The 24,998-nt window shown below is 50.0% G+C and carries 25 protein-coding genes; 24 read left to right on the top strand and 1 reads right to left on the bottom strand.

Annotated features, from left to right (window positions below):
- Window positions 1-4 precede the first annotated feature (4 nt).
- Window positions 5-2,356, top strand: a complete 2,352-nt coding sequence (locus FD28_RS06560) for an FtsK/SpoIIIE family DNA translocase (RefSeq protein ID WP_083478136.1) — start codon at window positions 5-7, stop codon at window positions 2,354-2,356.
- 137 nt (window positions 2,357-2,493) lie between these two features.
- A complete protein-coding gene (locus FD28_RS06555) occupies window positions 2,494-2,856 on the top strand; it encodes a hypothetical protein (RefSeq protein ID WP_057733809.1) in 363 nt (120 codons plus the stop codon).
- Between the two features lie 233 nt (window positions 2,857-3,089).
- On the opposite strand, the gene FD28_RS13065 is transcribed toward FD28_RS06555, so the two are convergent.
- Window positions 3,090-3,206, bottom strand: a complete 117-nt coding sequence (locus FD28_RS13065; RefSeq protein WP_083478135.1) for a DUF4044 domain-containing protein — start codon at window positions 3,204-3,206, stop codon at window positions 3,090-3,092.
- Window positions 3,207-3,376: 170 nt separating this feature from the next.
- Between FD28_RS13065 and FD28_RS06550 the strand changes: the two genes are divergently transcribed.
- The 22 genes from FD28_RS06550 (at window position 3,377) to FD28_RS06445 (ending at window position 24,894) form a co-directional block, all read left to right on the top strand.
- Window positions 3,377-3,730, top strand: a complete 354-nt coding sequence (locus FD28_RS06550) for a DUF3397 family protein (RefSeq protein ID WP_057733807.1) — start codon at window positions 3,377-3,379, stop codon at window positions 3,728-3,730.
- Between the two features lie 201 nt (window positions 3,731-3,931).
- Window positions 3,932-4,363, top strand: a complete 432-nt coding sequence (gene mraZ / locus FD28_RS06545) for a division/cell wall cluster transcriptional repressor MraZ (protein WP_057733805.1) — start codon at window positions 3,932-3,934, stop codon at window positions 4,361-4,363.
- 21 nt (window positions 4,364-4,384) lie between these two features.
- Complete coding sequence (gene rsmH, locus FD28_RS06540; RefSeq protein ID WP_057733803.1) at window positions 4,385-5,332, top strand: 16S rRNA (cytosine(1402)-N(4))-methyltransferase RsmH; 948 nt, start codon at window positions 4,385-4,387, stop codon at window positions 5,330-5,332.
- Window positions 5,333-5,371: 39 nt separating this feature from the next.
- On the top strand, window positions 5,372-5,773 hold the full coding sequence (gene ftsL, locus FD28_RS06535; RefSeq protein WP_057733801.1) for a cell division protein FtsL: 402 nt from the start codon (window positions 5,372-5,374) through the stop codon (window positions 5,771-5,773).
- Window positions 5,773-7,932, top strand: a complete 2,160-nt coding sequence (locus tag FD28_RS06530; RefSeq protein WP_057733799.1) for a penicillin-binding transpeptidase domain-containing protein — start codon at window positions 5,773-5,775, stop codon at window positions 7,930-7,932. The genes ftsL and FD28_RS06530 overlap by 1 nt, the downstream gene beginning before the upstream one ends.
- A gap of 21 nt (window positions 7,933-7,953) precedes the next feature.
- A complete protein-coding gene (gene mraY, locus FD28_RS06525; RefSeq protein WP_057733797.1) occupies window positions 7,954-8,925 on the top strand; it encodes a phospho-N-acetylmuramoyl-pentapeptide-transferase in 972 nt (323 codons plus the stop codon).
- A gap of 465 nt (window positions 8,926-9,390) precedes the next feature.
- Entirely contained in the window at window positions 9,391-10,770 is a 1,380-nt protein-coding gene (gene murD, locus FD28_RS06520; protein WP_057733794.1) for a UDP-N-acetylmuramoyl-L-alanine--D-glutamate ligase, read from the top strand.
- The gene (murG, locus tag FD28_RS06515) at window positions 10,771-11,865 is read left to right on the top strand and encodes an undecaprenyldiphospho-muramoylpentapeptide beta-N-acetylglucosaminyltransferase (protein ID WP_057733792.1); all 1,095 of its coding nucleotides are present in this window, start codon (window positions 10,771-10,773) and stop codon (window positions 11,863-11,865) included.
- A gap of 33 nt (window positions 11,866-11,898) precedes the next feature.
- Window positions 11,899-12,756, top strand: coding sequence for a cell division protein FtsQ/DivIB (locus FD28_RS06510; RefSeq protein ID WP_057733790.1), 858 nt, complete (start codon window positions 11,899-11,901; stop codon window positions 12,754-12,756).
- Window positions 12,757-12,897: 141 nt separating this feature from the next.
- Window positions 12,898-14,229 carry a cell division protein FtsA gene (gene ftsA / locus FD28_RS06505; RefSeq protein ID WP_057733787.1) on the top strand — a complete coding sequence of 444 codons (1,332 nt, stop codon included), beginning with the start codon at window positions 12,898-12,900 and terminating at the stop codon, window positions 14,227-14,229.
- Between the two features lie 24 nt (window positions 14,230-14,253).
- Window positions 14,254-15,519, top strand: a complete 1,266-nt coding sequence (gene ftsZ, locus FD28_RS06500; protein ID WP_057733785.1) for a cell division protein FtsZ — start codon at window positions 14,254-14,256, stop codon at window positions 15,517-15,519.
- A 41-nt stretch (window positions 15,520-15,560) separates the two neighbouring features.
- Window positions 15,561-15,995, top strand: a complete 435-nt coding sequence (locus FD28_RS06495) for a cell division protein SepF (protein WP_057733783.1) — start codon at window positions 15,561-15,563, stop codon at window positions 15,993-15,995.
- Window positions 15,996-16,019: 24 nt separating this feature from the next.
- Window positions 16,020-16,289, top strand: coding sequence for a YggT family protein (locus FD28_RS06490; protein WP_235806860.1), 270 nt, complete (start codon window positions 16,020-16,022; stop codon window positions 16,287-16,289).
- Window positions 16,290-16,312: 23 nt separating this feature from the next.
- Complete coding sequence (locus FD28_RS06485; protein ID WP_057733778.1) at window positions 16,313-17,092, top strand: YlmH family RNA-binding protein; 780 nt, start codon at window positions 16,313-16,315, stop codon at window positions 17,090-17,092.
- Between the two features lie 16 nt (window positions 17,093-17,108).
- On the top strand, window positions 17,109-17,831 hold the full coding sequence (locus tag FD28_RS06480) for a DivIVA domain-containing protein (RefSeq protein WP_057733775.1): 723 nt from the start codon (window positions 17,109-17,111) through the stop codon (window positions 17,829-17,831).
- A 563-nt stretch (window positions 17,832-18,394) separates the two neighbouring features.
- Window positions 18,395-21,208, top strand: coding sequence for an isoleucine--tRNA ligase (gene ileS, locus FD28_RS06475; protein ID WP_057733773.1), 2,814 nt, complete (start codon window positions 18,395-18,397; stop codon window positions 21,206-21,208).
- Between the two features lie 234 nt (window positions 21,209-21,442).
- The gene (locus tag FD28_RS06470; protein ID WP_057733771.1) at window positions 21,443-21,673 is read left to right on the top strand and encodes a cold-shock protein; all 231 of its coding nucleotides are present in this window, start codon (window positions 21,443-21,445) and stop codon (window positions 21,671-21,673) included.
- 1 nt (window position 21,674) lies between these two features.
- The gene (locus FD28_RS06465; RefSeq protein WP_057733769.1) at window positions 21,675-22,217 is read left to right on the top strand and encodes an NUDIX hydrolase; all 543 of its coding nucleotides are present in this window, start codon (window positions 21,675-21,677) and stop codon (window positions 22,215-22,217) included.
- Between the two features lie 9 nt (window positions 22,218-22,226).
- Window positions 22,227-22,532 (top strand): hypothetical protein, encoded by a 306-nt coding sequence (locus FD28_RS06460; protein WP_057733767.1) that lies wholly within the window; start codon window positions 22,227-22,229, stop codon window positions 22,530-22,532.
- A gap of 95 nt (window positions 22,533-22,627) precedes the next feature.
- On the top strand, window positions 22,628-23,320 hold the full coding sequence (locus tag FD28_RS06455; protein ID WP_057733766.1) for a 5'-methylthioadenosine/adenosylhomocysteine nucleosidase: 693 nt from the start codon (window positions 22,628-22,630) through the stop codon (window positions 23,318-23,320).
- Between the two features lie 97 nt (window positions 23,321-23,417).
- Window positions 23,418-24,548, top strand: coding sequence for a cysteine desulfurase family protein (locus FD28_RS06450; protein WP_057733842.1), 1,131 nt, complete (start codon window positions 23,418-23,420; stop codon window positions 24,546-24,548).
- A gap of 1 nt (window position 24,549) precedes the next feature.
- The gene (locus FD28_RS06445; RefSeq protein WP_057733764.1) at window positions 24,550-24,894 is read left to right on the top strand and encodes a DUF1831 domain-containing protein; all 345 of its coding nucleotides are present in this window, start codon (window positions 24,550-24,552) and stop codon (window positions 24,892-24,894) included.
- Window positions 24,895-24,998: the final 104 nt, after the last annotated feature.

Raw genomic sequence — 24,998 nt, 5'->3', positions numbered from 1 at the left:
CTTCTTGGCTACGAAACGAAAGACGTCACGGCGTCGGCCAGCTAAACGTAAACCGACTAAGCGGCGGACGACGAAAAAGCAGCCGTTTCCCTATACCAGTAACGTCATTGGATTGGTTCTCCTGGCCTTGGCAGCATTGGGCCTGTTCAATCTGGGCCTGTTAGGAACGCTGTGGGCCAATTTAATTCGGCTCATGATTGGGGATACTTATCAGTTTGGACTGGTCCTCATCGGAGCCGTAGGGGCAGCACTCGCGGTTACGGGGGTTCTCCCACAACTGGCGCGGCATTACTGGCTTGGTGGCGGGTTAATCTATGGGGGCTGGCTCCTGTGGATTACGGCCAACCACTTTATTGAGGTCGACCAGCATAGTCAATTTTTAACGATCATCTGGCATGCTGGTTTGGCTGATTTGTGGAGTGGTGGCCTGACCTCGCAACTGGGCGGTGGCGCTATTGGTGCCTTCGAATTGAGTATCGTCGCTTGGCTGATTGCGCTGGTCGGCGCACAGGTTGCTGCGTGGTTAGTCATGCTCAGTGGGGTTATCGTCTTCTTCCAGATTCCCATGGCGGACATTCAGCGGTGGCTGCAGACCATTTGGCAGACCCTGCACCATGGTGTCCAGGCCAGTGGGGATGCTTTGAAACGCGGCAACGAGAAGGCCAAGGCGCGTCGTGTCAAACGTGAGACGACCAAACCGGTTAATCCGGTAGCGACAACGCCGGTTGATCCGGATAAGAAGGATCTGCCGGAGCCGATTGCGGATGCCAAGTCAGCAGCGCCGGAACCCAGCTATCACATTACGGTAGCGGCTAATGAGACGCCAGCGGCACCGGCCGATAGTGCAGCGGCGGATTCTGCTGAGGGGGATGATACTGAGGCAGGGCTGGTTAACAGCACGCCGGTCGATCCTAACTATCAGTTGCCGACCGCCGACTTGCTGAAGCAAGTACCGCCTACGGATCAGACGGACGAAGTGAATGCAATCGATGCGAATACCAAGATTTTGAAGCAAACCTTGGACAGCTTTGGCGTGGATGCCGAGGTGAAGAACGTGAGCCTGGGACCATCCGTAACGGAGTATGAATTGCATCCGGCCATCGGGGTCAAGGTGTCACGAATCGTCAATTTGGCGGATGATCTGGCTCTGGCCTTGGCGGCTAAGGGGATTCGGATTCAAGCGCCAATTCCTGGGAAGTCATTGATTGGAATCGAAGTGCCTAATAAAGAGGTGTCAACGGTGGCCTTTCGAGACGTCGTGGAAGCCCAACCGGCACATCCTAACAAGCCGTTACAGGTGCCATTGGGACGTAACGTGACCGGGCAAGTCGTAAGCATGGATCTCACCAAAATGCCTCACCTGTTGATTGCGGGGGCTACCGGGAGTGGGAAGTCCGTGGCCATTAATGGCATCATCACTAGTATTTTGATGAATGCGCGTCCCGATCAGGTAAAACTGATGCTGATTGATCCTAAGAAAGTGGAACTCAGCGTGTACAATGGGATTCCCCATCTTTTGACGCCGGTGGTGTCTGAGCCAAAGAAAGCCGCTCGGGCCTTGCACAAGGTGGTCGCCGAAATGGAACGCCGTTATGAGCTCTTTTCACAGTTCGGTCAGCGGAAGATCTCGGGGTACAATGCCTTTGTTCAAAAGGCCAATGCCGAAGATGATCAAGCGCGACCAACGTTGCCATATATCGTGGTTGTCGTCGATGAACTGGCTGATTTGATGATGACGGTTTCTAGCGAAGTTGAAGATGCCATTATTCGTCTGGCCCAAATGGGACGGGCGGCCGGTGTGCACATGATTTTGGCAACCCAGCGGCCATCCGTAGATGTAATTACGGGATTAATTAAGGCTAACGTGCCATCACGAATTGCCTTTGCCGTTTCCAGTGGGATTGATTCACGGACGATCTTGGATACCAATGGTGCTGAAAAGCTCTTGGGTCGTGGGGACATGCTCTATCAACCCGTTGATGCGAACTCACCAGTGCGGGTGCAGGGGGCGTTTATCCCTGACGAAGACGTGGCCAACGTGGTTGATTTCATCAAGCAGCAGCAGACCGCCGATTACGATGAAGATATGATGGTTAGTGACGAGGAGATGCAACAAGAAGAGGCCGGCGACAGTGATGATGAGCTGTTCGACGATGCCTTGAAATTCGTTGTTGACCAACAAAAGGCCAGTACCTCACTGTTACAACGGCGTTTCCGCATTGGCTATAACCGTGCGGCGCGGATCATGGATGATTTGGAACAGCGCGGGTACATCGGGCCACAAGAGGGTAGTAAACCGCGTCAGGTCTATAAGCAACCGGATAGTGATGCCAATCAGCCGAATACCTCGGACTAATCGTTGAGGGGTTAGCATGGGTATCGCTATCAGTTAACATAATAAGTTACCTTACCAAGTCTCTCCCTTGCCGTCGAAATAGTTGGTCGGCACTGTGAACGGGTTTATCCTGTTCATAAATGGGGGAGGCTTTTACGATGGAATTGGGAACGTGGTCGGACTGGTTCGAAGCCATTAGTGAGCTGTTGGCAGTGGCAGTGGCACTCTTCCTGCCGGTCTTTCAAGAACGTAAACGTAAGCGGCAGACGCGAATGCGCGTCAATCAGAATATTCGGCGGTTGACCCTAGATCTGTTGGCCAATCAGCAGCGTGACATGCAATGGAAAACGGATTTTCATAGTTTACAGACCTTGCTGCGGTTATACTCGTCATTGATGACGGATGAACTGGGTGCACCCATCGTGGCGATTGGGGAACGGCTATTAATGGCCGTTGAAAAATCCCAGCCGGATCAGCAACTCATTGATCAACAACTGGCGGCTTTAGCCAAATGCCAATAAAAAATAGGTGTACGCCAAAAAGGGTCTGAGCGTTTTATCTCAGGCCCTTCAGTAGCGTTAGGTTAATTAAGTTAGTTAACCTAAGCACAAGCAAAAATAAGCGACAATCCGGTTATTTTTGCTTGAGGGTGACATGCTGTCAGTCCAACCACGGAATGTGGATATTATGCAAAAATAAAAGGTAGGTGCTCACAGTCGAAAGTCGCCCTGTAAGACCTACCTTATTGGTGTGTTTAGTTCATGAAGACAGTGAGGGCACCGAAAACAAGTGACCCGATCGTTGCAATAATCATAATCCAAACAAAAACGTTGAGAATCTTTTGGAATGTTGATTTCTTTTTCTTTTCCATACGTGAATAGCCACCTCTTTACGTCCCATTTTACTCAACTAGTTTACCGTGGCCCCGTTAGAATTGCAACCGCTATGGGTAACTTGTCAAGGAGTTGTTACAAAACGCAATTGCAACTCTTCCCTGAAATCTCTATAATATAACGAAGACTAGCAGTGGGGGGAAGTAAAATGAAGTTTTGGACATCGCCAGGCGGTCAATTGGCCATACTGGTGATTGGGTTCTTGGTCATTCGGGGAGTAAAGCACCTGTTGCGTAAGCGCTGGCCGACCTGGCTCAGCACCTGGGACCTCATGGCGCCACTCTTTCTGTTGTGTGCCCTCATCCTGATTCCGGTGGGTGCCGGGCAGATCATGCCGTGGTTAATCATCGGTTGGATGGCAATTGGGATCATCGTGACGCTCATGCAAGCTATTCGCAATCACGAGATTCTTTACAGCACGTTTTTTAAGACTTTTTGGCGGTTGACTGACCTGTATTGGCTGCTGGGATTTAGCGTGTGCTTTTTACTTGTAATTAGTTAGAGAAATGCATAAATATTAATAATTTTGATTATTGAACCGGTTTTTTGGTGAAATATGAAGGGCTTTCAGCCGCGGTGAACAAATGTTCGCCGCGGTTTTTTTAAGCTTTGTGGGGAAATTTATAAAAATACGGAAACGTTGTGGTAGAAAGTGGGGGCATGTGGTAAACTTGACAATAGTTACAAATAGGGGGTAATGGCCATGTTCATGGGCGAATTCGAACATTCTATCGATACCAAGGGCCGGCTCATTATTCCCGCAAAATTTCGGGAGCAATTAGGCGAACAATTTGTGGTTACTCGTGGGATGGATGGTTGTTTATTCGGCTACCCCATGTCCGAGTGGTCAGCTCTGCAAGAGAAATTGAAAGCCTTGCCAGTGAATCGTAAGGATGCCCGCGCCTTTGTCCGTTTTTTCTACTCCGCCGCAACAGAGTGTGAGTTGGACAAGCAGGGCCGCATCAATTTACCCAAGTCCTTACAGGAACACGCCGCGTTGACCAAACAGTGTGTCATCGTTGGTGTGGCAAACCGCTTTGAAATTTGGAGTCAAGAACGGTGGGATAAGTTCTCCACCGCCGCCGAAGAAGATTTCGACGATATTGCCGAAAATTTAATCGACTTCGGGATGTAGCTATAGGAAGGGAGAGTGTTCATGGAAGACTTTCATCATGTAACGGTTCTGTTAAATGAAGCAGTGGCGGGGTTAGCCATTAAGCCAACGGGCACCTACGTTGACTGCACTCTCGGTGGTGGCGGACATAGCCAGCACATACTAGAGCAGTTAACGACGGGTCACTTGTACGCATTTGATCAAGATCAGACCGCAATTACTTACAATCAAGAACATTTAAAGAAGTACGTTGAGGAGGGGAAGTTAACCTTTATCAAGAGTAACTTCCGCCAAATTAAAGAAGAACTCAACGCCCGGAACATCACCGAGGTCGACGGCATTCTTTATGACCTCGGTGTTTCTTCGCCACAATTTGATGAGGCTGATCGTGGCTTTAGTTACCAGCACGATGCCCCGTTGGATATGCGGATGGACCAAAGTGCCAAGCTGACGGCTTGGATCGTGGTCAACGAATGGGACTTCAACGACTTGATGCGGATTTTCCACCGATACGGGGAAGAGAAGTTTGCCAAGCCGATTGCTCGGGCGATTGAACGCCATCGCGCAACTGCTCCCATCGACACCACGGGTCAGTTAGTCGATATCATCAAAGAGGGAATTCCCGCTGCCGCTCGTCGGCACGGGGGTCATCCTGCCAAGAAGGTCTTTCAGGCCATTCGTATCGCGGTCAACGATGAACTGGGTGCCTTAGAGGACTCCCTAGAACAGGCCATTGGACTCTTAGCCTTGCATGGTCGGGTCAGTGTCATTACGTTCCAGTCGTTGGAAGACCGTTTAGTTAAAACCATGTTTCGTGAAAACTCTTCGTTACCGGAACTCCCCCACGGTATTCCAGTAATTCCTGACAACTTACAGCCAGACTACAAGTTGGTTAATCGCAAGCCGATTACGCCGTCAGAAGAAGAGTTAGCCGTGAACCACCGTGCACATAGTGCCAAGCTACGCGTTTTAGAAAAAGTTAAAGATTAAAACCAATCACTAAATATTGACATAGGAAGATGATCAATTATGGCGCAAAATAATCTAGCTGAAGCTGTTCCCCTAACATCGGAACCCCAACAACGCCCAAACATAGAACGCCCACAACGCCAGGCTCAACCCGAGGTACAACCTCAGGGCAACCCTAATAGCCAAAAGTTACCGGTTTCTAAATTCGAAAAATGTTTGCTGACTGCATGCGGCCTCGTCTTGGCCGTATTGATGGTCTGTGTCGTTTCTGCCAAGATCGCTATGAGCAATGCCCAGCACGAACTGCAAAGTGTCAACAGTGCTGTGACCACCTATACCAATCGCAACACCAATGATCAACAACAAATAAATGAGTTGCAGAGTCGGAGTCGGCTTGATAAACTTGCTAAAAAACAAGGTCTATCACTCCAAAACGACCGCATAAGGAATGTTAACAAATAATGAAAGATCCAAATAAGCGACAAATGATGAATAAGCAGCCCCGCAGGAACCGGAAGTACGTTGGCCAGTTTCTGTTTTTCCTTTTCATTGCGGTTTTTATCCTCATCGTTGGTCGCTTTTCGTATATCTCCATTGGTAAAAAGGTACAAAATGTTAACCTGAGTGCGTCCGCACAGAAACTCTACACGGCTAACGAGACCTTGAAGGCCAAGCGGGGAACGATCTATGATGCCAACGGTCAAGCCATTGCCGAGGATACCAGTGTCTACTCGCTGTACGTGGTGTTAGATAAGCGGCAGAAGAGTGTGGATGGGCAAAAGCTATACGCAACCAATAAGGAAAAAATTGCGACCGTCCTAGCCAAGTACCTACCGATTAGTCGCAACAAAGCCTTGAAGATTCTCAATCCGAGTTCGGGCAATCCGTTCCAGGTTGAATTTGGAACGGCCGGTCAAAATATTTCACTGACTACGAAGCAGAAGATTCAGAATGAGCATTTGAGTGGGGTTAACTTTATTCAACAGGAATCCCGTCTGTATCCTAATGGGACTTTTGCCTCACATCTGATCGGGTTAGCACAGTCGAAGACCACCAGTGACGGCCAAACGACGTTAACGGGATCCATGGGCATCGAACAGGCCTTTAACAAACAGTTAACGGGGACGAATGGGTCACAAAAGATCAAGAAGGATATGTACGGTTACCAGCTGCCTGGCACGAAACAGAAGTCGAAGAAAGCCAAAGACGGGGATAACGTGTACACCACCTTGGATACCCGGTTGCAAACACTGTTGGAAACGGAAATGAGCAGTGTGCAGGGTCAAGTCAAGGCCAACTCGATGAATGCCGTTCTGATGAACGCCAAGACAGGGGCCATTCTTGCGGCCACCCAACGGCCAACGTTTAACGCCACCACCAAAAAGGGTATTAATCAGATTTGGCGGGATACCTTAGTTCAGGATGCCTATGAACCGGGGTCAACCATGAAGATCTTTACACTGGCCTCCTCCATTGACAGTGGTCATTACAATGGGAATGCGACCTACCAATCCGGGAAATATGCGATTGGTAATCAAACGGTCCCCGATTGGAACACCTCAGGTTGGGGGACCATCACCTATAACAAGGGGTTTGCCCTGTCTAGTAACGTGGCGATGGCGCACTTGGAACAACAGATGGGGGCCAAGACGTGGAAGAAGTACATTGACCGCTTCCGCTTCCTCAAGAGTACCAACTCCGGACTACCAGGCGAATTGAGTGGCAGTCTGGCCTTTCAACGGCCGATTGAACAAGCCGATACGGCCTTTGGTCAAGGGATTCAGGTCACGGTCTTCCAGATGTTGCAGGCCATGACCGCGGTCAGCAATGATGGTAAGATGATGAAGCCTTACGTCATCAGTAAGGTTACCGATCCGAATACCAACAAGACGGTTAAGCAGTACTCGCCGACGGTTATGGGGAACCCCATTTCAGCGCAAACGGCGAAATCTGTCCGGAAACATATGGAAGATGTTGTCTATAAGAGTTATGGTATTGGGAGTGACTATAAAATGAGTGGCGAACGGGTTGCGGTTAAGACCGGTACTGCTCAAGTCAGCAACGGGAAGGGCTACTTGTCAGGCGATGACAATTATCTCTATTCCGTGGCGGCTATGGTTCCCGCCAGTCATCCGAAGTACGTGATGTATATCACCATGAAGCAACCGCACTTGGGTAGTAAAACGGCGACACAGCTGTTGGCTTCGATTATGAAGCCAGTCATGGCCCGGGCTCTCCAAGAGGATACGGAAGCCAAGACGACTAAGGCAGCCAAGATGCCAATGGTAACCGGGAGATCCATTACCGCAGCCACTAGTGCGTTAACTAAGGCTGGCGCGACGGTTACCACGTTGGGTAATGGTAGTCGGGTGACGAAGCAATCCGTCTCGACCGGCACCACGTTGTATCAGAATCAACGGGTCTTCCTGAATACGGGGGGCACCGTGGCGTTACCAAGCTTAACCGGTTGGTCAAAGGGCGATGTGGTAAAATTAGCTCAGATCGAAGGCTTAAAGCTTAACGTGACCGGTGACGGGTACGTGACGAAACAAAGTATTAAGGCGGGCACCACAGTTGCCTCGGGAGCAACGTTGACGGTTACCCTGAAACAAAATAAATAAGAATGAGGATTGAGAAAGAGAATGATGAATGTAGTTTTGCCCCTCGTGGGTGGTTTTATAATTACCGTGGCGTTTATGCCATCACTGATTCGCTACTTTAGGGCGCGTCACGAAGGCCAGATGATTCGTGAAGAAGGGCCAACTTGGCACGAGAAAAAGTCTGGGACACCGACCATGGGTGGCCTCCTCTACATTGTGGCCATTGTGATCATGACCTTGGCAACGAGCTGGGCCTTGGCACCACATCATATGTTGTCGACGACTTGGATTCTACTCTTTATCCTGGTGCTATATGGTGCGCTGGGAATGTGGGATGACAGCATCAAGTTATTCCATCGTCAAAATGAAGGGCTCAAGGCTTGGCAAAAACTGCTGGGGCAAATCGTCGGTGCGCTAATCCTCTTTTGGGTGTACACCCACGAACAGTTGCCGATGGCGCTGCACGTGCCTGGATTTGGCGACTGGCACATGAGCGGTTGGTATGCCATCTTCATCATTATCTGGTTGGTAGGTTTCTCCAATGCCGTGAACTTGACCGATGGCCTGGATGGCCTGGTTAGTGGGCTGGCAAGCATTGCGTTCACAGCGTACGGCATTGTGGCTTACCAACAACATCAAATTAACATTGCTATCTTTTGTTTTGCCGTAGTCGGCAGTCTTCTCGGTTTTCTCATCTTTAATCACAAGCCAGCTAAGATTTTCATGGGTGACACGGGTTCATTGGCCCTCGGTGGTGCGTTAGCCGCAGTCTCCATTCTGTTGCATCATGAATTATCGCTGCTGTGGATTGGTTTGATTTTTGTGATTGAGACGGCGAGTGTTATGTTGCAAGTTGCCTCGTTCAAGTTGACAGGCAAGCGGATTTTCCTGATGAGTCCTATTCACCATCACTTCGAAATGAAGGGTTGGAGTGAATGGAAGATTGATCTGACCTTCTGGGGAATCGGCTTGGTTACCGCGTTGACTGGGGTGTGGACCATTCTTGCAAAGTAGCGATTGACGGCTAATGGGCTAGCTTGCTCGTTAGGGCGAGGCTAGCCTTTTTTAGTCCCTGATCTTATGGTCGACGGTAGGACGTCAGAAACGTTCAGTTTTTTTCGAGGAATGGCACAACGATAACGCCATTTGAAGCTTAAATTGATGCGAATTGGCAATGGACTTGTGCTTTTAAGTGGAAAATTGCTGAAAAGTCTGGCAAATATCGAAGATTTTTTGTAGATTATGGCAGATTTAGTGAGATAAGGCGCTTAACCTGATAAACTAGAGATAGTGCCCAATTTCACGGAATTTGAGGTCATCTTCGTCACGGGGGTCATCCCCGTAAATGTCGGAATTTCTGGCAGCGAAGGAACATCAAAGAATTAACTGAGGGTTAACCCCCTGATTGGGTGCGTTTAGCCTTTAGATAGATAAATCAAAATAAGCAACACTAAAAATGAATGGAGAGCGAACGGCGTTATGAAACAGATCACGACATATGCAGGGAAAAAGATTCTCGTCTTGGGGTTAGCCAAGAGTGGGACCAATGCAGCAAAATTATTAAAGCGGTTAGGGGCAAGTGTCACGGTTAGTGATGTACAACCCTTGGAAAAGAACCAGGATGCCCAGGAGCTGCAGGCAGCTGGATTTAAAGTGATCTTAGGGGAACAAACGCCGGCGCTGTTGGATGCCGGGTATGATTTGATGGTTAAGAATCCAGGGATTCCCTATGACGTTCCCGTCGTTAAACGGGCCTTGGAACTGAAGCTGCCCATCATTTCTGAGATGGAATTGACAGGTGAGGTAGCTGAGGCCGAATTGGTCGCTGTCACCGGGAGCAATGGGAAGACCACCACAACCACGATGATTCAAAAGATGTTGGATCATGATCGCCAAGCGGGTCACGCCGTCTACGCTGGGAACATCGGTGTGCCGGCTAGCAAGGTGGCACAAGAGGTCACGGCGGATGATACCCTCGTCTTGGAAGTCTCGAGCTTCATGTTAGTGGGGACCACGGCCTTTCATCCCCACATTGCGGTTCTGACCAACATCTTCTCCAACCACTTGGATTACCATAAGACGCGGGCCAATTACGTGGCAGCGAAGATGAAGATTACCGCTAATCAAACGGCGGACGACTACTTCGTGGTGAACTTTGATAATCCAGAATGGCGTGAGCTGAGCAAACAGTCCGCGGCAAAAGTGGTTCCGTTCTCTCGCCTGGACAATTCACAAGACGGCGCCTATGAAGCCGATGGCGATCTGTATTTCCGCGGCGAAAAGATTATGGCGGCCAGTGACATTAAGGTGCCAGGTGACCACAACGTGGAAAACGCCTTGGCTGCGATTGCGGTGGCTAAGATTAAGGGTGTCAGTACCGCAGCCATTGTGAGTGTGCTGAAGAGCTTTGGTGGCGTTCGGCACCGGACACAATACGTGTTAGAAGCCGAGGGTCGTCAATACTACAACGATTCTAAGGCGACCGACATGGAAGCCACTGAGATGGCACTGAAGGGCTTTAAAGCCCCCGTTGTTTTGCTGGCCGGTGGTTTGGATCGCGGGTACACATTTGAGAAGCTAATCCCATCGTTCAAGGCCCATGTCAAGGCGATCGTGCTCTTTGGTCAAACGGCCAAGTTGCTGGAAGATACCGCTAAGCAAGCAGGAATTCCAACAATCAAGTTGGTTGAGAACGCCGAAGCCGGTGTGCCGGTGGCTTATCAACTGAGTGACCCTGGTGACATCATTCTATTATCGCCAGCCAATGCCAGTTGGGATCAATACCCGAACTTTGAGGTCCGCGGTGACCGCTTCATCAAGGCCGTGGAGAACCTTACGGGTAAGCAGGAGGAAAAGTAAATGCGACTAATCGTATCGGGTGGCGGTACCGGTGGGCATATTTACCCGGCACTTGCACTCATTAAAGCATTAAAGAAACGCGATCCGGAGGCTGAGGTGCTCTACGTGGGGTCCGAACGTGGACTCGAGAGTAGTATTGTGCCAGCCAAGGGCATTCCGTTTAAATCAACCAAGATTCAAGGCTTCAAGCGTTCCCTGTCTCTGGACAACTTTAAGACACTATATTTGTTTATGAAGAGTGTTCACGAGACCAAGAAGATGATTAAAGAATTCAAGCCTGACGTGGTCGTCGGCACGGGGGGATATGTCTCCGGTGCCGTGGTCTACGCGGCTAGTCGGCTCCACGTGCCCACGATGATTCACGAACAGAACAGCGTGGTGGGGGTAACCAATCGTTTCCTTAGCCATTATGTGGATCGGATCGCCTACGTCTTTGATGCGGCGTTAGATCAACTCCCAGCTAGCAAAATGGTGAAAACGGGGAATCCACGGGCGCAGGAAGCCGCTGAAGTGGTCAGCAACTTTAGTTGGCAAGAATACAACCTTAAGAACGATGTGCCGACATTGCTGATCTTTGGGGGTTCCCAGGGGGCGCTAAAGATCAACGCAGCGACCGTTGCAGCGATTCCGGCATTTAACCAACGCGATTATCAAGTGGTCTTCGTTACCGGTCAAAAGCGCTACGACGGGGTGATGGAACAGCTTAAATCGACGACAATTGGTGATAATGTGGTGATTAAGCCCTATATCCCGAACATGCCAGAGGTTTTGCCGAAGGTTGCCGCAATTGTGGGGCGTGCCGGAGCTACCAGCATCGCTGAAATCACGGCCGATGGCATTCCGTCCATTCTGATTCCGAGCCCGTATGTGACGGCCGACCATCAGACCAAGAATGCGCGGTCCCTGGCCAACGTGGGTGCAGCTGAAATCATTAAGGAAGCTGACCTCACCGGAGATACCCTGGTTGCGAAGGCCGATCAGTTGATGACCGATGATGGGTTGCGCCAAGACATGGCATCCGCATCCAAGCAGTTGGGTGTGCCAGATGCTGCGGACCGGGTCCTGGACGTGGTTCTTTCACTCAAGCGTGACTAGCGCGCTAATCCAGTAAGTGGGAGGTGTGCGGCTGTGAAGTTTCGTTTGAACCGCAACGATAAGAAACAACAAGAAACGCTGACGCCCTGGGAGAGTTACCAGAGAAAAGCAGCGGCACAACGGAAACAAGCCAAGGCGCCCAGATGGGTTCATCAAGCCAAACGGATTGGGGATAAGCTACCGCGACTGAAACATCAACGCAACCGTAAGTTGGTCCGCCGGTTAACCATACTGTTGACCAGCTTCATCGTTGTGATTGGCGTTATGGTTTATCTCATCTCTCCGCTCAGTCACTTTCAATCCGTGACGGTGCGGGGGGCCGATGCGCTAAGCGCCAGTCGGGTGCAAAAGGCCGTTCGCATTCGACCGGGAGACTCAATCTTTAAGCTGTTGGGACATACACAACGGCTGGAACAACGGGCACCAAAGCGTAATTCACGGTTAAAAAAGGTCAGCATCAGCTTTCAACGTCCCAACCGGGCGACGATTCGGGTCACCGAATATGCAACGGCAGGGTACGTTATGAAGCAAAATCGTTACTATGAAGTCTTAGAAAATGGTATTGTTAGCGAACAGTCGGTGACACAGCCCAAGAGTGGCACACCGGTCTACGGGAATTTCAAAAATTCTCGGACCCTCCACCGAATGATTCTGCAATATGCCAAGCTTGATTCGGAAATTAAACGAAATATCAGTGAAATTCATGATGCACCGAATAAGGATGATCCTAACCGGGTTCATCTCTTCATGAATGACGGAAATGAAGTCTATGCCAGCATCCCGACTTTTGCCCAGAAAATGGCCTATTATCCGGGAATTGCGGCGAAGATGAAGCAAAAAGGTGTCGTCAATTTGGAGGTTGGGGCATACTCATACCCCTTTACAAAATAATTCATTTTGATTGCAACCGCGAAAAAGCGTCAATTAGGCTTTTTCAACCCCTAGTAAATGTGGTAAACTGAAAAATAATTAGGGGAAAAAGTGAATTCATGCAGTGTTGATATTAGATTAACTTAGGAGGTTCCTTTTTCTATGGATAATTCAGGGATGTACGTTGGTCTCGATATAGGAACCACCTCAATAAAAGTCATTGTTGCTGAGAATGTTAAAGGGCAGATGAACGTTATTGGTGTGGGAAACGAACGTTCGAATGGTGTCAGCCGCGGAGTAATCGTGGACATTGACAAGGCAGCTGAAGCAATTCAGCGCGCCGTTCGACAAGCCGAAGAGAAGGCCAGCATCGAAATTCATGATGTGATTGTGGGAATTCCCGCAAATATGTTAAAAATTGAACCATGTAGCGGGATGATCGCCATTGACGATCAATCGCGTGAAATCACGGGGCGTGACGTTCAAACAGTCGCCAATGCTGCGTTGATTCAGAGCCTACCACCGGAGCGAGAAGTCGTTGATATTTTAGCGGATGAGTTCGTGGTGGATGGCTTTGACGGGATTAAAGATCCACGGGGAATGGTGGGCGTTCGCCTTGAAATTCACGGGACGTTGTTCACGGGTCCCAAGACGATCATGCACAATACCCGCAAAGCTGTGGAACAGGCCGGCCTTAACCTGCGGGGGACAGTTATTAACCCGATGGCTCAAGGCATGATGGTCATGAATGATGGCGAACAAGACTTTGGGACAATTCTCATTGACTTGGGCGGTGGGCAATCGACCGCTGCGGTCATTCACGATCACCAGTTAAAATACATTGATGTTGATCAGGAGGGTGGCCAATTCATCACCAAGGATATCTCGGTGGTTTTGAACACCTCCCTAGATAGTGCGGAGAAGCTCAAACGCGACTATGGCTATGCAGATTCAACGCAAGCCAGCGACGAAGATGAGTTCCCCGTTGACGTGGTTGGTCAAAGCCAACCCACGCCGATTTCGGAAAAATACTTAGCTGAAATCATTGAAGCCAGACTCGATCAGGTGTTCCAACGCCTACGGTCGAACCTAGATAAAGTTCAGGCCTTAGAATTACCGGGGGGTATTGTGTTGACCGGTGGCGTTGCTGCGCTACCTGGGATCACGGATTTGGCCACGGACGAATTTGGGACGAACGTGCGGGTCTATGTGCCCGACCAGATGGGGCTTCGGCACCCATCCTTCACGTTGGCACTGGCTTTAGTGAAATACTTTGGGGGTCTGGGTGAGATCGACTTGCTCATTAAGAGTGCCTTAACGGGCTCCACCCAATTAGCCGATGAAACTGATGAGATTCGTTCCAGAGAGGCCGCTCAAGAGGCTGCCAACAACGCTCCGGTACAATCTAAGCAGAGTGCTAAGACCAAACAACCAAAAGAAAAGAAAAAGCGAACGGACGGGTTCCGGAAGTTCTTTAGCGACTTCTTCGACTAACGCGAGATGGAGGAAAACACAAATATGGAATACTCACTAGATTCAGCGCAAAATCACGGCGCGAATATCAAAGTAATCGGTGTCGGTGGCGGGGGTAACAACGCCGTCAACCGTATGATTGCGGAAGACGTTAAGGGTGTCGAATTTATCGTTGCCAACACGGATGTGCAAGCCTTGGAAGCCTCTAAGGCAGAGACGAAAATTCAACTTGGCCCGAAATTGACCAAGGGATTGGGTGCCGGTGCTAACCCTGAGATTGGTGCCAAAGCGGCCGAAGAAAGCGAAGAACAGATTACGGAAGCCTTAGATGGGGCTGACATGGTCTTCGTCACTGCCGGCATGGGCGGGGGTACCGGGAACGGTGCTGCCCCTATCGTGGCTAAAATCGCCAAGGACAGTGGTGCACTGACCGTTGGGGTTGTGACTCGACCATTTAGTTTTGAAGGCCCACGGCGGGGTCGTTTCGCCGCTGAAGGGGTTGCTGCCATGAAGGAGAGCGTTGATACGCTGATCGTGATTGCCAACAACCGGCTGTTAGAAATCGTGGACAAGAAGACCCCAATGATGGAAGCCTTCCAAGAAGCCGACAACGTGTTACGTCAAGGGGTTCAAGGAATCTCTGACTTAATCACGAGTCCCGGCTACGTTAACTTGGACTTTGCCGACGTTAAGACGGTCATGAAGGATCAAGGCGCGGCATTGATGGGTATCGGTTCTGCTAACGGTGAAAACCGGACGGAAGATGCCACCAAGAAGGCCATCTCTTCACCATTGCTGGAAGTTTCCATCGATGGTGCCGAACAAGTTCTGTTGAACATTACCGGTGGGCCAGACCTGTCCTTGTTTGAAGCCCAAGCGGCCTCACAAATCGTTTCCGATGCTGCTACCAGCGACGTTAACATCATCTTCGGGACGTCGATTGATGAAGAACTCGGTGATGAAGTTCGGGTAACGGTCATTGCCACTGGGATCGACAAGAAGAAGGAAGAACGCGAAGCTGCCCAACACAGTCGGGTCGCACGGCGTGAAGCCAACCAACCAGCAAACAACACGGATACACAAAATAATCAAGCAACTAAGGACACGGACCAAGATCCATTTGGTAACTGGGATATCCGCGAACCTGCCCACCGGCCAGAACCTAAGTCGAGTTCATCCCGTGATGAATTTGCCGGGGTCGATAAGCCGGATTTCAACATCTTCAACCCAAGTTCTAACAATGATAACGCGGCTGATGATGGCAATAAGGGTGAGGATACGCCACCATTCTTCAAGCGGCGGCGTAAGTAAGTACATCCCGGTAGTAGTCGTTATGAGAGGAGTGGCCAACCATGGCGGAGAAGTTTAGTCTTAGCAAATTTTTCGGTGTGAACGATGATTATGACGAAGACTACCAGGAACCCGAATCAGCTCCGGTAGCAAAATCAACGCCAGCTACCCCGAATCGGCCGGTTGATAGTCGAAAGGTGGTTGCCATGCGCAATGCAAAACCAAACGCCAGTCACATTGCAATTTGTGAGCCGCGAATCTATTCCGATGCGAAGTCAATTGCCAAGCAGCTCACGGGCGGCGATGCCGTCATCGTGAACTTTGCGCGGGTTGATGAGTCTCAGGCACAACGTATCGTGGATTTCTTAAACGGTTCTGCATTTGCGGTGGGTGGCGAGATTAAGCGGATTGGTGAGCAGATTTTTCTGTGCACCCCGCATAACTTTGAAGTTAGCGGAGACGTCGCAGCTAATTTAGGAACACAGTTTACGAAGTAAAGGAGCGACGCCTTGTTAACCATAGTGAATTTTATTTTTCAAGCCCTCAGCTGGGTCGTCAGTGCTTATATCATGTTAATTGTGGTCTACGCGTTGATGAGTTGGTTGCCAGGGGCTTACCAGTCTAAGTTAGGTCAGTTTATTGGCCGACTGGTGGAACCATTTCTGAGTTACTTCAACTTCATTTCGGTTGGACCATTAGGCTTTGGACCCGTCGTGGCCATCATTGTCTTATCATTGGTTCAATACGGCTTGCAGTATTTGCAGTATATTGTCCTGAGTTTGCTCGTTTGACAACTTGAGGGGAGGTTTGAGACGTGGATGAGAACGTCATGCAACATTTCCGGCCAGACGAGGCACCGTTCATTGATGCCGTCGGGGGCTGGCTACAACAGGTGGCGGATGAATATCGCCCCGTCCTCACGCATTTCTTGAACCCACGGCAAGTCTACATTGCCACCACATTGGCCCATCGTGCTGATGTGAAAGTGCAGTTCAGCGGGGGTCATGAAATGGCTGAGATGCAGCGGGCACTGTTCTTTCCGGATTACTATGAGCCCGAAGCGAAAGACTTTGAGTTGACGCTGTTGCGGGTTGATTATCCGGTAAAATTTGCCACGTTACATCACAGTCAGATCCTGGGAACCTTGTTGGGATCAGGCATTGAAAGAGAAATCTTAGGTGACATTCTGACGGACGGTTCCGTCTGGCAGGTGGTTACGGAGACGTCGATGGCCGATTATTTAACGGGGCAGGTTGATCACATTGGTCGGGTGAAAGCTCGGTTGGTGCCCAGTGACTTTGCTGCGTTGATTCAGCCGGTTGATGAGTGGGAAGCGGAATCCGCAACCTTATCGTCATTGCGGTTGGATAACATCGTGGGGACCGGTTTCCATTTATCTCGGCACCGCGCGAAGGAATTAATTGAAGGCAACCACGTTCGGGTTAACTGGACGGAGACCATCAAGCCGGATTACGAGCTTGACGTGGCCGACATTGTGTCGGTGCGCGGGTTTGGCCGGGTACGGTTAGATGAGGTTGCCGGCCGTACGAAAAAGGAAAAAATTCGGGTCACCCTAGCGGTGTTGAAGAAATAGATGCGGAGGGAACACAATGGTATTGAGTCCATTAGACATTCATAATAAAGAGTTTGGCACGAAGATGCGTGGCTACAACGTTGACGAGGTTAATGATTTCTTAGATCAAGTGATCAAGGATTACCAAATTACGTTAAACCATAACAAGGAATTGGAAGAACAATTAGACGCAGCGAACGAGAAACTCAAGTACTTTAACGACTTGAAGGACTCCTTGAACCAATCCATTTTGGTGGCGCAAGAAGCTGCGGATAAGGTTAAGGCTAATTCCCAAAAGGAATCCGAAATCATCATCAGAGAAGCGCAAAAGCAAAGCTCCGATATTGTTTCTGAAGCCACCAATAAGGGCAATCAGATCATGAACGAAGCTTCGAAGCGGGCCAAGAAGTTGGCCGTGGAGACTGATGACTTGAAGAAGAGCACGCGGGTCTTCCGTCAACGACTACAAGTCATGTTAGAAAGCCAGCTTGAAGTGGTTAAGTCTAACGACTGGGATAGTCTGTTAAAGGAAGGGTCCATGTCGAGCTACGAGGAAATCAAGAAGGTCGTTGGCGATCGGCTTGACAATGATGCAGCCCAAGGCGTAAACTCAGATGCATCGCAACCGAACGGTGAAGCGACGGTGGCAGATGCCCCGGTTCAAGAAGCTCCCGTTACGGATACGAATGATGATAATGGCGAGACCGTTGTGATTTTCCCAGACAATGATCAACCACATTTTGACCAAGATAAGCAATAGCATAAAAAATGACAGAGAAATCAGTCAACTAAAACAGAGGGTACGAGCGAGTTAGCGATGGTGGAAGGCTAATACCTACTCTTTTTAGCTGGTATCATTCTCCAAGTCCCGTGGCTGAACTAACAGTAAGCAACGGCGGTGCACCCCGATACGGTGCTCTGAGGGAAGGCGGCAACTGCGGCCTTCTGAATTTGGGTGGTACCACGAACGACTTCGTCCCTTGCGACGGGGTCGTTTTTTGTGCAAAAAATATACTGGGCTCGGGCTTATGCTAAGCCAGCGGAGAACCACTGCTAACCAAGCATGACGCCACGGCTGATGCAGTTTTGCCTCGATAATTTTGGTGATGGGGTTGGACGTGGCGTGAGGACAGCCGCTCAGTTGCATGCTACAATGTACTATAGCCGAGAAGGCGGCCGAGACGAGTTTATTGGTTTGGGGATAACCATTGAAAATAAGAACAGCAAGCGGGGATGTTGACCGGTGAGCTGAGGCCAGTCATACTGGCTTGAGCTCACCGGTTCACCAACCGTGAAGGCATTATATAAGGAGGAAATGACGGTATGCGAGTGAAAGACACGTTGAACCTGGGTAAAACCAAATTCAAAATGCGTGGCAATTTGCCAGTTAAAGAAGTTGAACGGCAAAAAGTCTGGGCTGAAAACAAGATTTACGAAGCCCGCCAAAAATTAAACGAGGGGAAGCCATCGTTTATTCTGCACGATGGCCCACCATACGCGAACGGTCCTATCCATATGGGACATGCGTTAAACAAGGTTTCTAAGGATATTATCGTCCGTTACAAGTCGATGAGTGGCTACCGGGCACCTTACGTTCCTGGTTGGGATACCCATGGGTTACCCATCGAACAACAGTTGACCAAGGCCGGTTACGACCGGAAGAAGATGTCGACGGCTGACTTCCGTGATCTTTGTCGCGAATACGCGTTGAAGCAAGTTGACTTACAACGTGAAGGGTTCAAGCGTTTAGGCGTTTCCGCTGAATGGGACAATCCTTACTTAACGTTAAAGCCAGAATTCGAAGCCGCTGAAGTGCGGGTCTTTGGTGAAATGGCCAAGCGTGGCTTGATCTACAAAGGGAAGAAGCCAGTTTACTGGTCATGGTCTTCCGAATCAGCTATGGCGGAAGCCGAAGTTGAATACCACGATGTCACATCACCTTCCGCCTTTTATGGTGAAAAGGTGGTTGATGGTAAGGGTGTCTTAGACGACGACACGTACCTGGTCGTTTGGACCACGACGCCTTGGACCATCCCTGGTTCCGAAGGGATTACCATCGATGCTGGTATCGAATACGCCGTTGTACAACCTGCCGGTGAAGACCGGAAGTTTGTCTTGGCCAATGAACTCGTCGCTGAAAATGCGGAACGGTTCGGCTGGAAAGACGTCAAGGTCTTGAAGACGGTGATGGGGAAGGACATGGACAACATCATTGCCCAACACCCATTCATTGCCGATCGCAAATTAGTCGTGATGTTAGGTGACTTTGTCACGACCGACTCCGGGACTGGTTTGGTTCATACCGCACCAGGTTTAGGGGAAGATGACTTTAACGTCGGTAAGCTTTACAACCTGCCAATCTTAGTTCCCGTTAACGATCAAGGGTACATGACCGAAGAAGCAGGGCCAGACTTTGACGGTGTCTTCTATGACGATGCTAACCAGATCGCCTTGGACAAGTTAAAGGCCAACAACGCCTTACTCAATTACATGCCTTACGAACACAGTTATCCATTTGACTGGCGGACCAAGAAGCCCGTTATCTTCCGGGCAACACCACAATGGTTTGCCTCCGTTGATAAGATTCGTGACGAAATCTTGGGCACGTTAAAGGACGTTAAGTTCCAACCCGATTGGGGCCAACGTCGTTTAGCTAACATGATCAAGGACCGTGGCGACTGGGTTATCTCCCGTCAACGGGTCTGGGGTGTGCCGCTACCTATCTTCTATGGTGAAGATGGGGAAGCTATCATCACGCCGGAAACGGTGGACCACGTGGCCGACTTGTTTGGCAAGTATGGTTCTAACATCTGGTTCAAACGTGATGCCAAGGACTTATTGCCTGAAGGCTTTACCAGCGAACATTCACCTAATGGTGAGTTCACCAAGGAAACCGACATCATGGATGTTTGGTTTGACTCTGGTTCTTCTCACCAAGGGGTCTTGGCAGAACGTGACTACCTCGACTTCCCAGCAGATCTTTACCTGGAAGGTTCCGACCAATACCGTGGCTGGTTCAACTCTAGTTTAATTACCAGTGTTGCCGCTACCGGGAAGGCACCTTACAAGCAGGTTGTTTCTCAAGGATTTACGTTGGATAAAGATGGTCACAAGATGTCCAAGTCCTTAGGGAACACGATCGCCCCTGATGAAATCATTAAGAAGATGGGGGCTGACATTGTCCGCCTCTGGGTCACTTCAGTGGATTCTTCAGCCGACGTTCGGGTGACGACGGAAGGTTTCGTCAAGATCTCCGACAGCTACAAGAAGCTCCGGAACACCATGCGTTACTTACTGGCAAATACCAGTGACTTCGATCCTAAGACCGATGCCGTTGCCTTTGACCAGTTAACCTCGGTTGACCGCCACATGCTTTACAAGCTGAACGCCTTCACCAAGAGTGTTGAGAACCACTACGATAACTTTGACTTCCTGAACATTTACAAGGAATTGATCAACTTTGTTGTGACGGATCTCTCCGCCTTCTACTTGGACTTTGCCAAGGACATCCTGTATATCGATGCCGCTGACAGTCCAGCCCGGCGCTCCATGCAGACGGTCTTCTATCAGATCGCTGTTAGCCTGACGAAACTGATCACGCCAATCCTGCCACACACGGCCGAAGAACTCTGGGGCTTCTTGAAGGAACCAGAAGACTTCGTTCAATTGGCTGAAATGCCTAAGGTACTGGACCTGGACGACGCTAATGAAGTTGAGGATAGCAGTGAAAACTCTGCTTGGGACCACTTCATGAAGCTCCGGAGCCACGTCCTGAAGGCTTTGGAAGAGGCTCGGAATGCCAAGTTAATCGGGAAAGCCGCTGAAGCCCACCTGGACTTGTACATTGATGACCAAACCAAGACGTTACTGGACAAGTTAGACGTTAACGTGCAACAAATCCTATTGGTTTCTGGGTTAGACTTTGCCGCTTTGGATCAAGCACCAGCCGATGCGCTGCACTTTGATCACGTAGCTGTTAAGGTCACCCCAGCTGCCGGTGAGGTTTGTGATCGTTGCCGGTTGACCAAGGAAGATGTTGGTAGTGACCCAGATTACCCACACTTCTGTGCCCGGTGTGCCGCTATCGTACGGGAGAATTTCCCAGAAACGGCAACGGAAGGCTTTGACGAAAAATAAGTCGTCATGGTTTTGCCAATTTAAATAAAAGCTAAAGAGTGTCGTCAGGTGTGTTAACCATGAGGGTTAGCGCGTCTGGCGACACTCTTTTTTTGGTCTTGGGGATGCAAGCGAGGGCTCACCGTGGTAAGCTGCTGAGTAACGACGAACGTTGCCCGGTGGGACGTCAAGACCCTGTGTTTGCGGTCTACCGGCCAAGCGAGTATAATTTGTGCTATGTATGGGAGGGATACCATGTTAACCGGAAAAGTAAAGAGTTATAGTGAACAACGCGGTTTTGGTTTTATTACCACGCCAGAAGGTGAAGATGTCTTCGTGTACTACACGGGCATTATCGGCGAAGGGGAAGGTTTTCGTAAATTAGAACCCGGCCAAACCGTGCAATTCGTGATTGTTCAAGGCATTCGTGGGCCACAAGCAGCTAAAGTGACTCCCGTTGTGACGGGCACCACGGAGGAGGCTTAACATGGATTTAGAAGAACACGTTGAATCCACCGAGGAACTCTACGATGGGGTTATCGTTAAATTAGAACGGCAGCGGGTGCGTCTCCCTAATGGGGATGCCGCTACCAGAGAGATTGTGCGTCACGCGGGTGCCGTGGGTATCTTGGCATTGACGGACGATCATAAGATGATTTTGGAACGGCAGTGGCGCGCTCCCATTGCCGCTGCGACGTTGGAGATTCCAGCGGGCAAGTTGGACAGCCGAGATGCGGACAACGTGGAACATGCGGTCATCCGTGAGCTCAACGAAGAGATTCGTTACCAACCAGGCCAGTTAAAACGGATTACTGGTTTTTACTCCAGTGTGGGTTTCTCTGACGAGTACATGACGCTTTTTATGGCCACGGACTTGAAGCCAGTGACGACGGCATTGCCACGTGATCAAGGCGAGAACCTGGAACTGTTGACGGTTACCAAACAAGAAGCACAGGCCATGATTGAGAGTGGCGAGATCAACGACGCCAAAACGATTACGGCCATCTATTACTGGTTATTACAGAAGTAGGTGACAGCGATGCATGATGATTGGCAAGAAGACAAGGATCAACCCAAGACTAGGGCAGATTACCGTCGCGAGCAGGAACAGGCCGAAAAGGACTTCCAGGAGCGTGACCGTAAGCGGGTTCAGGTCGAGAAGGAATATGCCCGTAAGCATGGCAATCTCAAGGGAAACGAGCCAACCAACGAACCACCCATTGATCAGCGGGTCAGTCCGGCCGAAGTCAAGCAGAAGCGGCTGGGTCACCGCCTAAATTGGGCGATTTTTTGGTTAGGGGCACTGATAATAATTGTTTATCTGATTTTATTCTTTATACATTAAGCTGAGTGGGATTGCGGGCTGAGTGGTGGTGCCGTGATTAGGTAGCTGCCCTCGTCAGCTCGAATCCCTAAAAATTTAAGGAGTGACGACACCACATGACATTTGGAATTTTGTGCGCCATGGAAGAAGAAATTAAGGAACTACACGAGGCGTTGCAAGACGCCAAGACCACGGACATTCACGGCCTTGAATTTTACGAAGGAACCATCAGCGGCCAGGCGGTCGTGTTGGTCCGTTCAGGAATCGGTAAAGTTGAAGCGGGTTTGACGACGGCCTTGCTGATCACCCAGTTCAACGTGGACATCGTGATTAATTCGGGATCAGCCGGTGCCTTGGCTTCCGATCTGAACATCGGTGACGTGGTCGTTTCTACCGAAACGGCGTACCATGATGCCGACGCTCGGGCTTTTGGCTACGAATATGGGCAATTGCCACAACAACCAGCACGGTTTACGGCTTCCAAGGAATGGGGCGAAAAAATCGTGGCTGCGGCCGCTAACACCGGTTTAAAGACCAAGTTGGGGTTAATTGTCTCGGGTGACCAGTTCTTAAACAGTCCAGAAGCAATTAAGACGATCATGACCCACTTCCCAGATGCATTGTCTGGTGAAATGGAAGGGGCCGCCGTGGGCCAAGTTGCCCACCAATTTGACGTGCCATACGTGGTCGTCCGGGCCATGTCCGACAACGCCGACAATGATTCCGGCGTGAACTTTGATGATTTTATTATTGATGCGGGACACCGTTCTGCACAGATGCTATTAGCCCTGTTAGCCGCACAAGACTAACTCGGCCGTTCAGGAGGTTTTTAGGGTGCAAGAGATTCATATTGAGAACAGCAACGCCGTCAAGGAGATTTACCTGGACAACGCTGCAACAACGCCAATGGCCCCAGAGGTCTTGGCAGAGATGACCGACAAGATGGCAAATGTTTATGGCAATGCCTCCACGTTGTATGGTTTGGGCCGGCAAGCCCACACGGTGATGGAAAACAGTCGCCAAGTGATTGCCAACAGCATCAACGCTGCCAATGATGAAGAAATCATTTTTACCAGTGGCGGTAGTGAAGGGGACAACACGGCCATTACACAGACCGCGTTGGCACGCCAAGCCTTGGGTAAACACATCATCACCACGCAAATTGAACACGAGGCTGTGCTGAAGCCGCTGCACGCGCTAGAAGAACAGGGCTTTGACGTGACCTATCTGCCCGTCGATGAACAGGGACGGATCAGTCTGGATGATTTCAAGGCGGCCTTGCGCGATGACACCATCCTGGTGACCATCATGACGGGGAACAACGAGGTCGGCAGTCAGATGCCCATTCACGAGATTGGTGAGATCTTAAAGGATCATCAAGCTTGGTTCCACACGGATGCCGTTCAGGCCTATGGTTTACTGGATATTGACGTTCAGCGAGATCACATCGACATGCTGTCAACGTCAGCCCACAAGATCAATGGTCCTAAGATGATTGGTTTCCTCTACAAGCGCGAGGGGGTTAACTTCCCTAGCTTGATTAAGGGTGGCGATCAGGAAGAAAAGCGACGGGCTGGTACGGAAAATGTGCCTGCCATTGCGGGTTTTGCCAAGGCGGCTGAACTGCTGACGCCGGAAGTTAAGGCTGAAAAGCGGGCCCGGTTCCACGGCTTTAAGGAACAGGTGATTAAAGGCCTAACCGACAACGGCGTGGACTTTGCGATCAACGGGTCCATGGAAGGGCCTAACCTGGATCACGTCTTGAACATCTGGATCAAGGGCATCTCAACCTACGTCATGCAGACCAATTTGGACCTGGCGGGAATTGCGGTTTCCGGTGGTTCGGCCTGCACGGCGGGATCAATCGAACCCTCACACGTCTTAACGGCGATGTTTGGTGAGAAGAGTCCCCGGATTGCGGAATCGATTCGTCTGTCCTTTGGGCAACAGACCACCAGTGACGAGATTGACGCTTTTGTGAAGAACGTGAGTGCCATTGTTAAACGGTTATCCAAAAATCACAGTGAGGTGAAGTAACGTGTTATTTGAAAAGCAAATGCAAGTTGATGGTGACACCGATACTTATGAATTAAATCCGAATGTGAAGGCGTATGCCTTGAAGGATGTGGGTTTCCAACTGTCTAACGCGGGTAACTACACGTTGGAACGATCAGTGGATCCAACCTCACCCTACAATCGCAACCAGATGCTGCGGGTCGTTGTGGCCAAGGATCTGAGTGGATTCAAGATGTCCACGACCAACGCTTCCGGTAACCGACGGGTCAACATCTTTAAGGGTACTCACGCTGAGGGAAATGTGGAACAGTATCACTTTATTCTGCAGAACCTGATTGACCGTGAGATTATTCAGAAGAAAGCTTAAATAGAAAAGCATCAGGGCTGGCCAATCATTTGACGAGTCCTGATGCTTTTTAATCGGGCATTTTGCAAGCCGTTATGGGCAAAGTGCCCCGGTTTTTCTGGAAG

The sequence above is a fragment of the Levilactobacillus hammesii DSM 16381 genome, from assembly GCF_001434395.1.
Classification (GTDB): domain Bacteria; phylum Bacillota; class Bacilli; order Lactobacillales; family Lactobacillaceae; genus Levilactobacillus; species Levilactobacillus hammesii.
The sequence above is the reverse complement of the archived record's forward strand: the minus strand, read 5'-3'. Positions and strand labels throughout refer to the sequence as shown.

Coding starts and splice junctions, on each gene's coding strand:
- FD28_RS06555 (WP_057733809.1), top strand. CDS start 2,494: ATGGAATTGGGAACGTGGTCGGACTGGTTCGAAGCCATTAGTGAGCTG.
- FD28_RS13065 (WP_083478135.1), bottom strand. CDS start 3,206: ATGGAAAAGAAAAAGAAATCAACATTCCAAAAGATTCTCAACGTTTTT.
- FD28_RS06550 (WP_057733807.1), top strand. CDS start 3,377: ATGAAGTTTTGGACATCGCCAGGCGGTCAATTGGCCATACTGGTGATT.
- mraZ (WP_057733805.1), top strand. CDS start 3,932: ATGTTCATGGGCGAATTCGAACATTCTATCGATACCAAGGGCCGGCTC.
- rsmH (WP_057733803.1), top strand. CDS start 4,385: ATGGAAGACTTTCATCATGTAACGGTTCTGTTAAATGAAGCAGTGGCG.
- ftsL (WP_057733801.1), top strand. CDS start 5,372: ATGGCGCAAAATAATCTAGCTGAAGCTGTTCCCCTAACATCGGAACCC.
- FD28_RS06530 (WP_057733799.1), top strand. CDS start 5,773: ATGAAAGATCCAAATAAGCGACAAATGATGAATAAGCAGCCCCGCAGG.
- mraY (WP_057733797.1), top strand. CDS start 7,954: ATGATGAATGTAGTTTTGCCCCTCGTGGGTGGTTTTATAATTACCGTG.
- murD (WP_057733794.1), top strand. CDS start 9,391: ATGAAACAGATCACGACATATGCAGGGAAAAAGATTCTCGTCTTGGGG.
- murG (WP_057733792.1), top strand. CDS start 10,771: ATGCGACTAATCGTATCGGGTGGCGGTACCGGTGGGCATATTTACCCG.
- ftsA (WP_057733787.1), top strand. CDS start 12,898: ATGGATAATTCAGGGATGTACGTTGGTCTCGATATAGGAACCACCTCA.
- ftsZ (WP_057733785.1), top strand. CDS start 14,254: ATGGAATACTCACTAGATTCAGCGCAAAATCACGGCGCGAATATCAAA.
- FD28_RS06495 (WP_057733783.1), top strand. CDS start 15,561: ATGGCGGAGAAGTTTAGTCTTAGCAAATTTTTCGGTGTGAACGATGAT.
- FD28_RS06480 (WP_057733775.1), top strand. CDS start 17,109: ATGGTATTGAGTCCATTAGACATTCATAATAAAGAGTTTGGCACGAAG.
- ileS (WP_057733773.1), top strand. CDS start 18,395: ATGCGAGTGAAAGACACGTTGAACCTGGGTAAAACCAAATTCAAAATG.
- FD28_RS06470 (WP_057733771.1), top strand. CDS start 21,443: ATGTTAACCGGAAAAGTAAAGAGTTATAGTGAACAACGCGGTTTTGGT.
- FD28_RS06465 (WP_057733769.1), top strand. CDS start 21,675: ATGGATTTAGAAGAACACGTTGAATCCACCGAGGAACTCTACGATGGG.
- FD28_RS06460 (WP_057733767.1), top strand. CDS start 22,227: ATGCATGATGATTGGCAAGAAGACAAGGATCAACCCAAGACTAGGGCA.
- FD28_RS06455 (WP_057733766.1), top strand. CDS start 22,628: ATGACATTTGGAATTTTGTGCGCCATGGAAGAAGAAATTAAGGAACTA.
- FD28_RS06450 (WP_057733842.1), top strand. CDS start 23,418: ATGGCCCCAGAGGTCTTGGCAGAGATGACCGACAAGATGGCAAATGTT.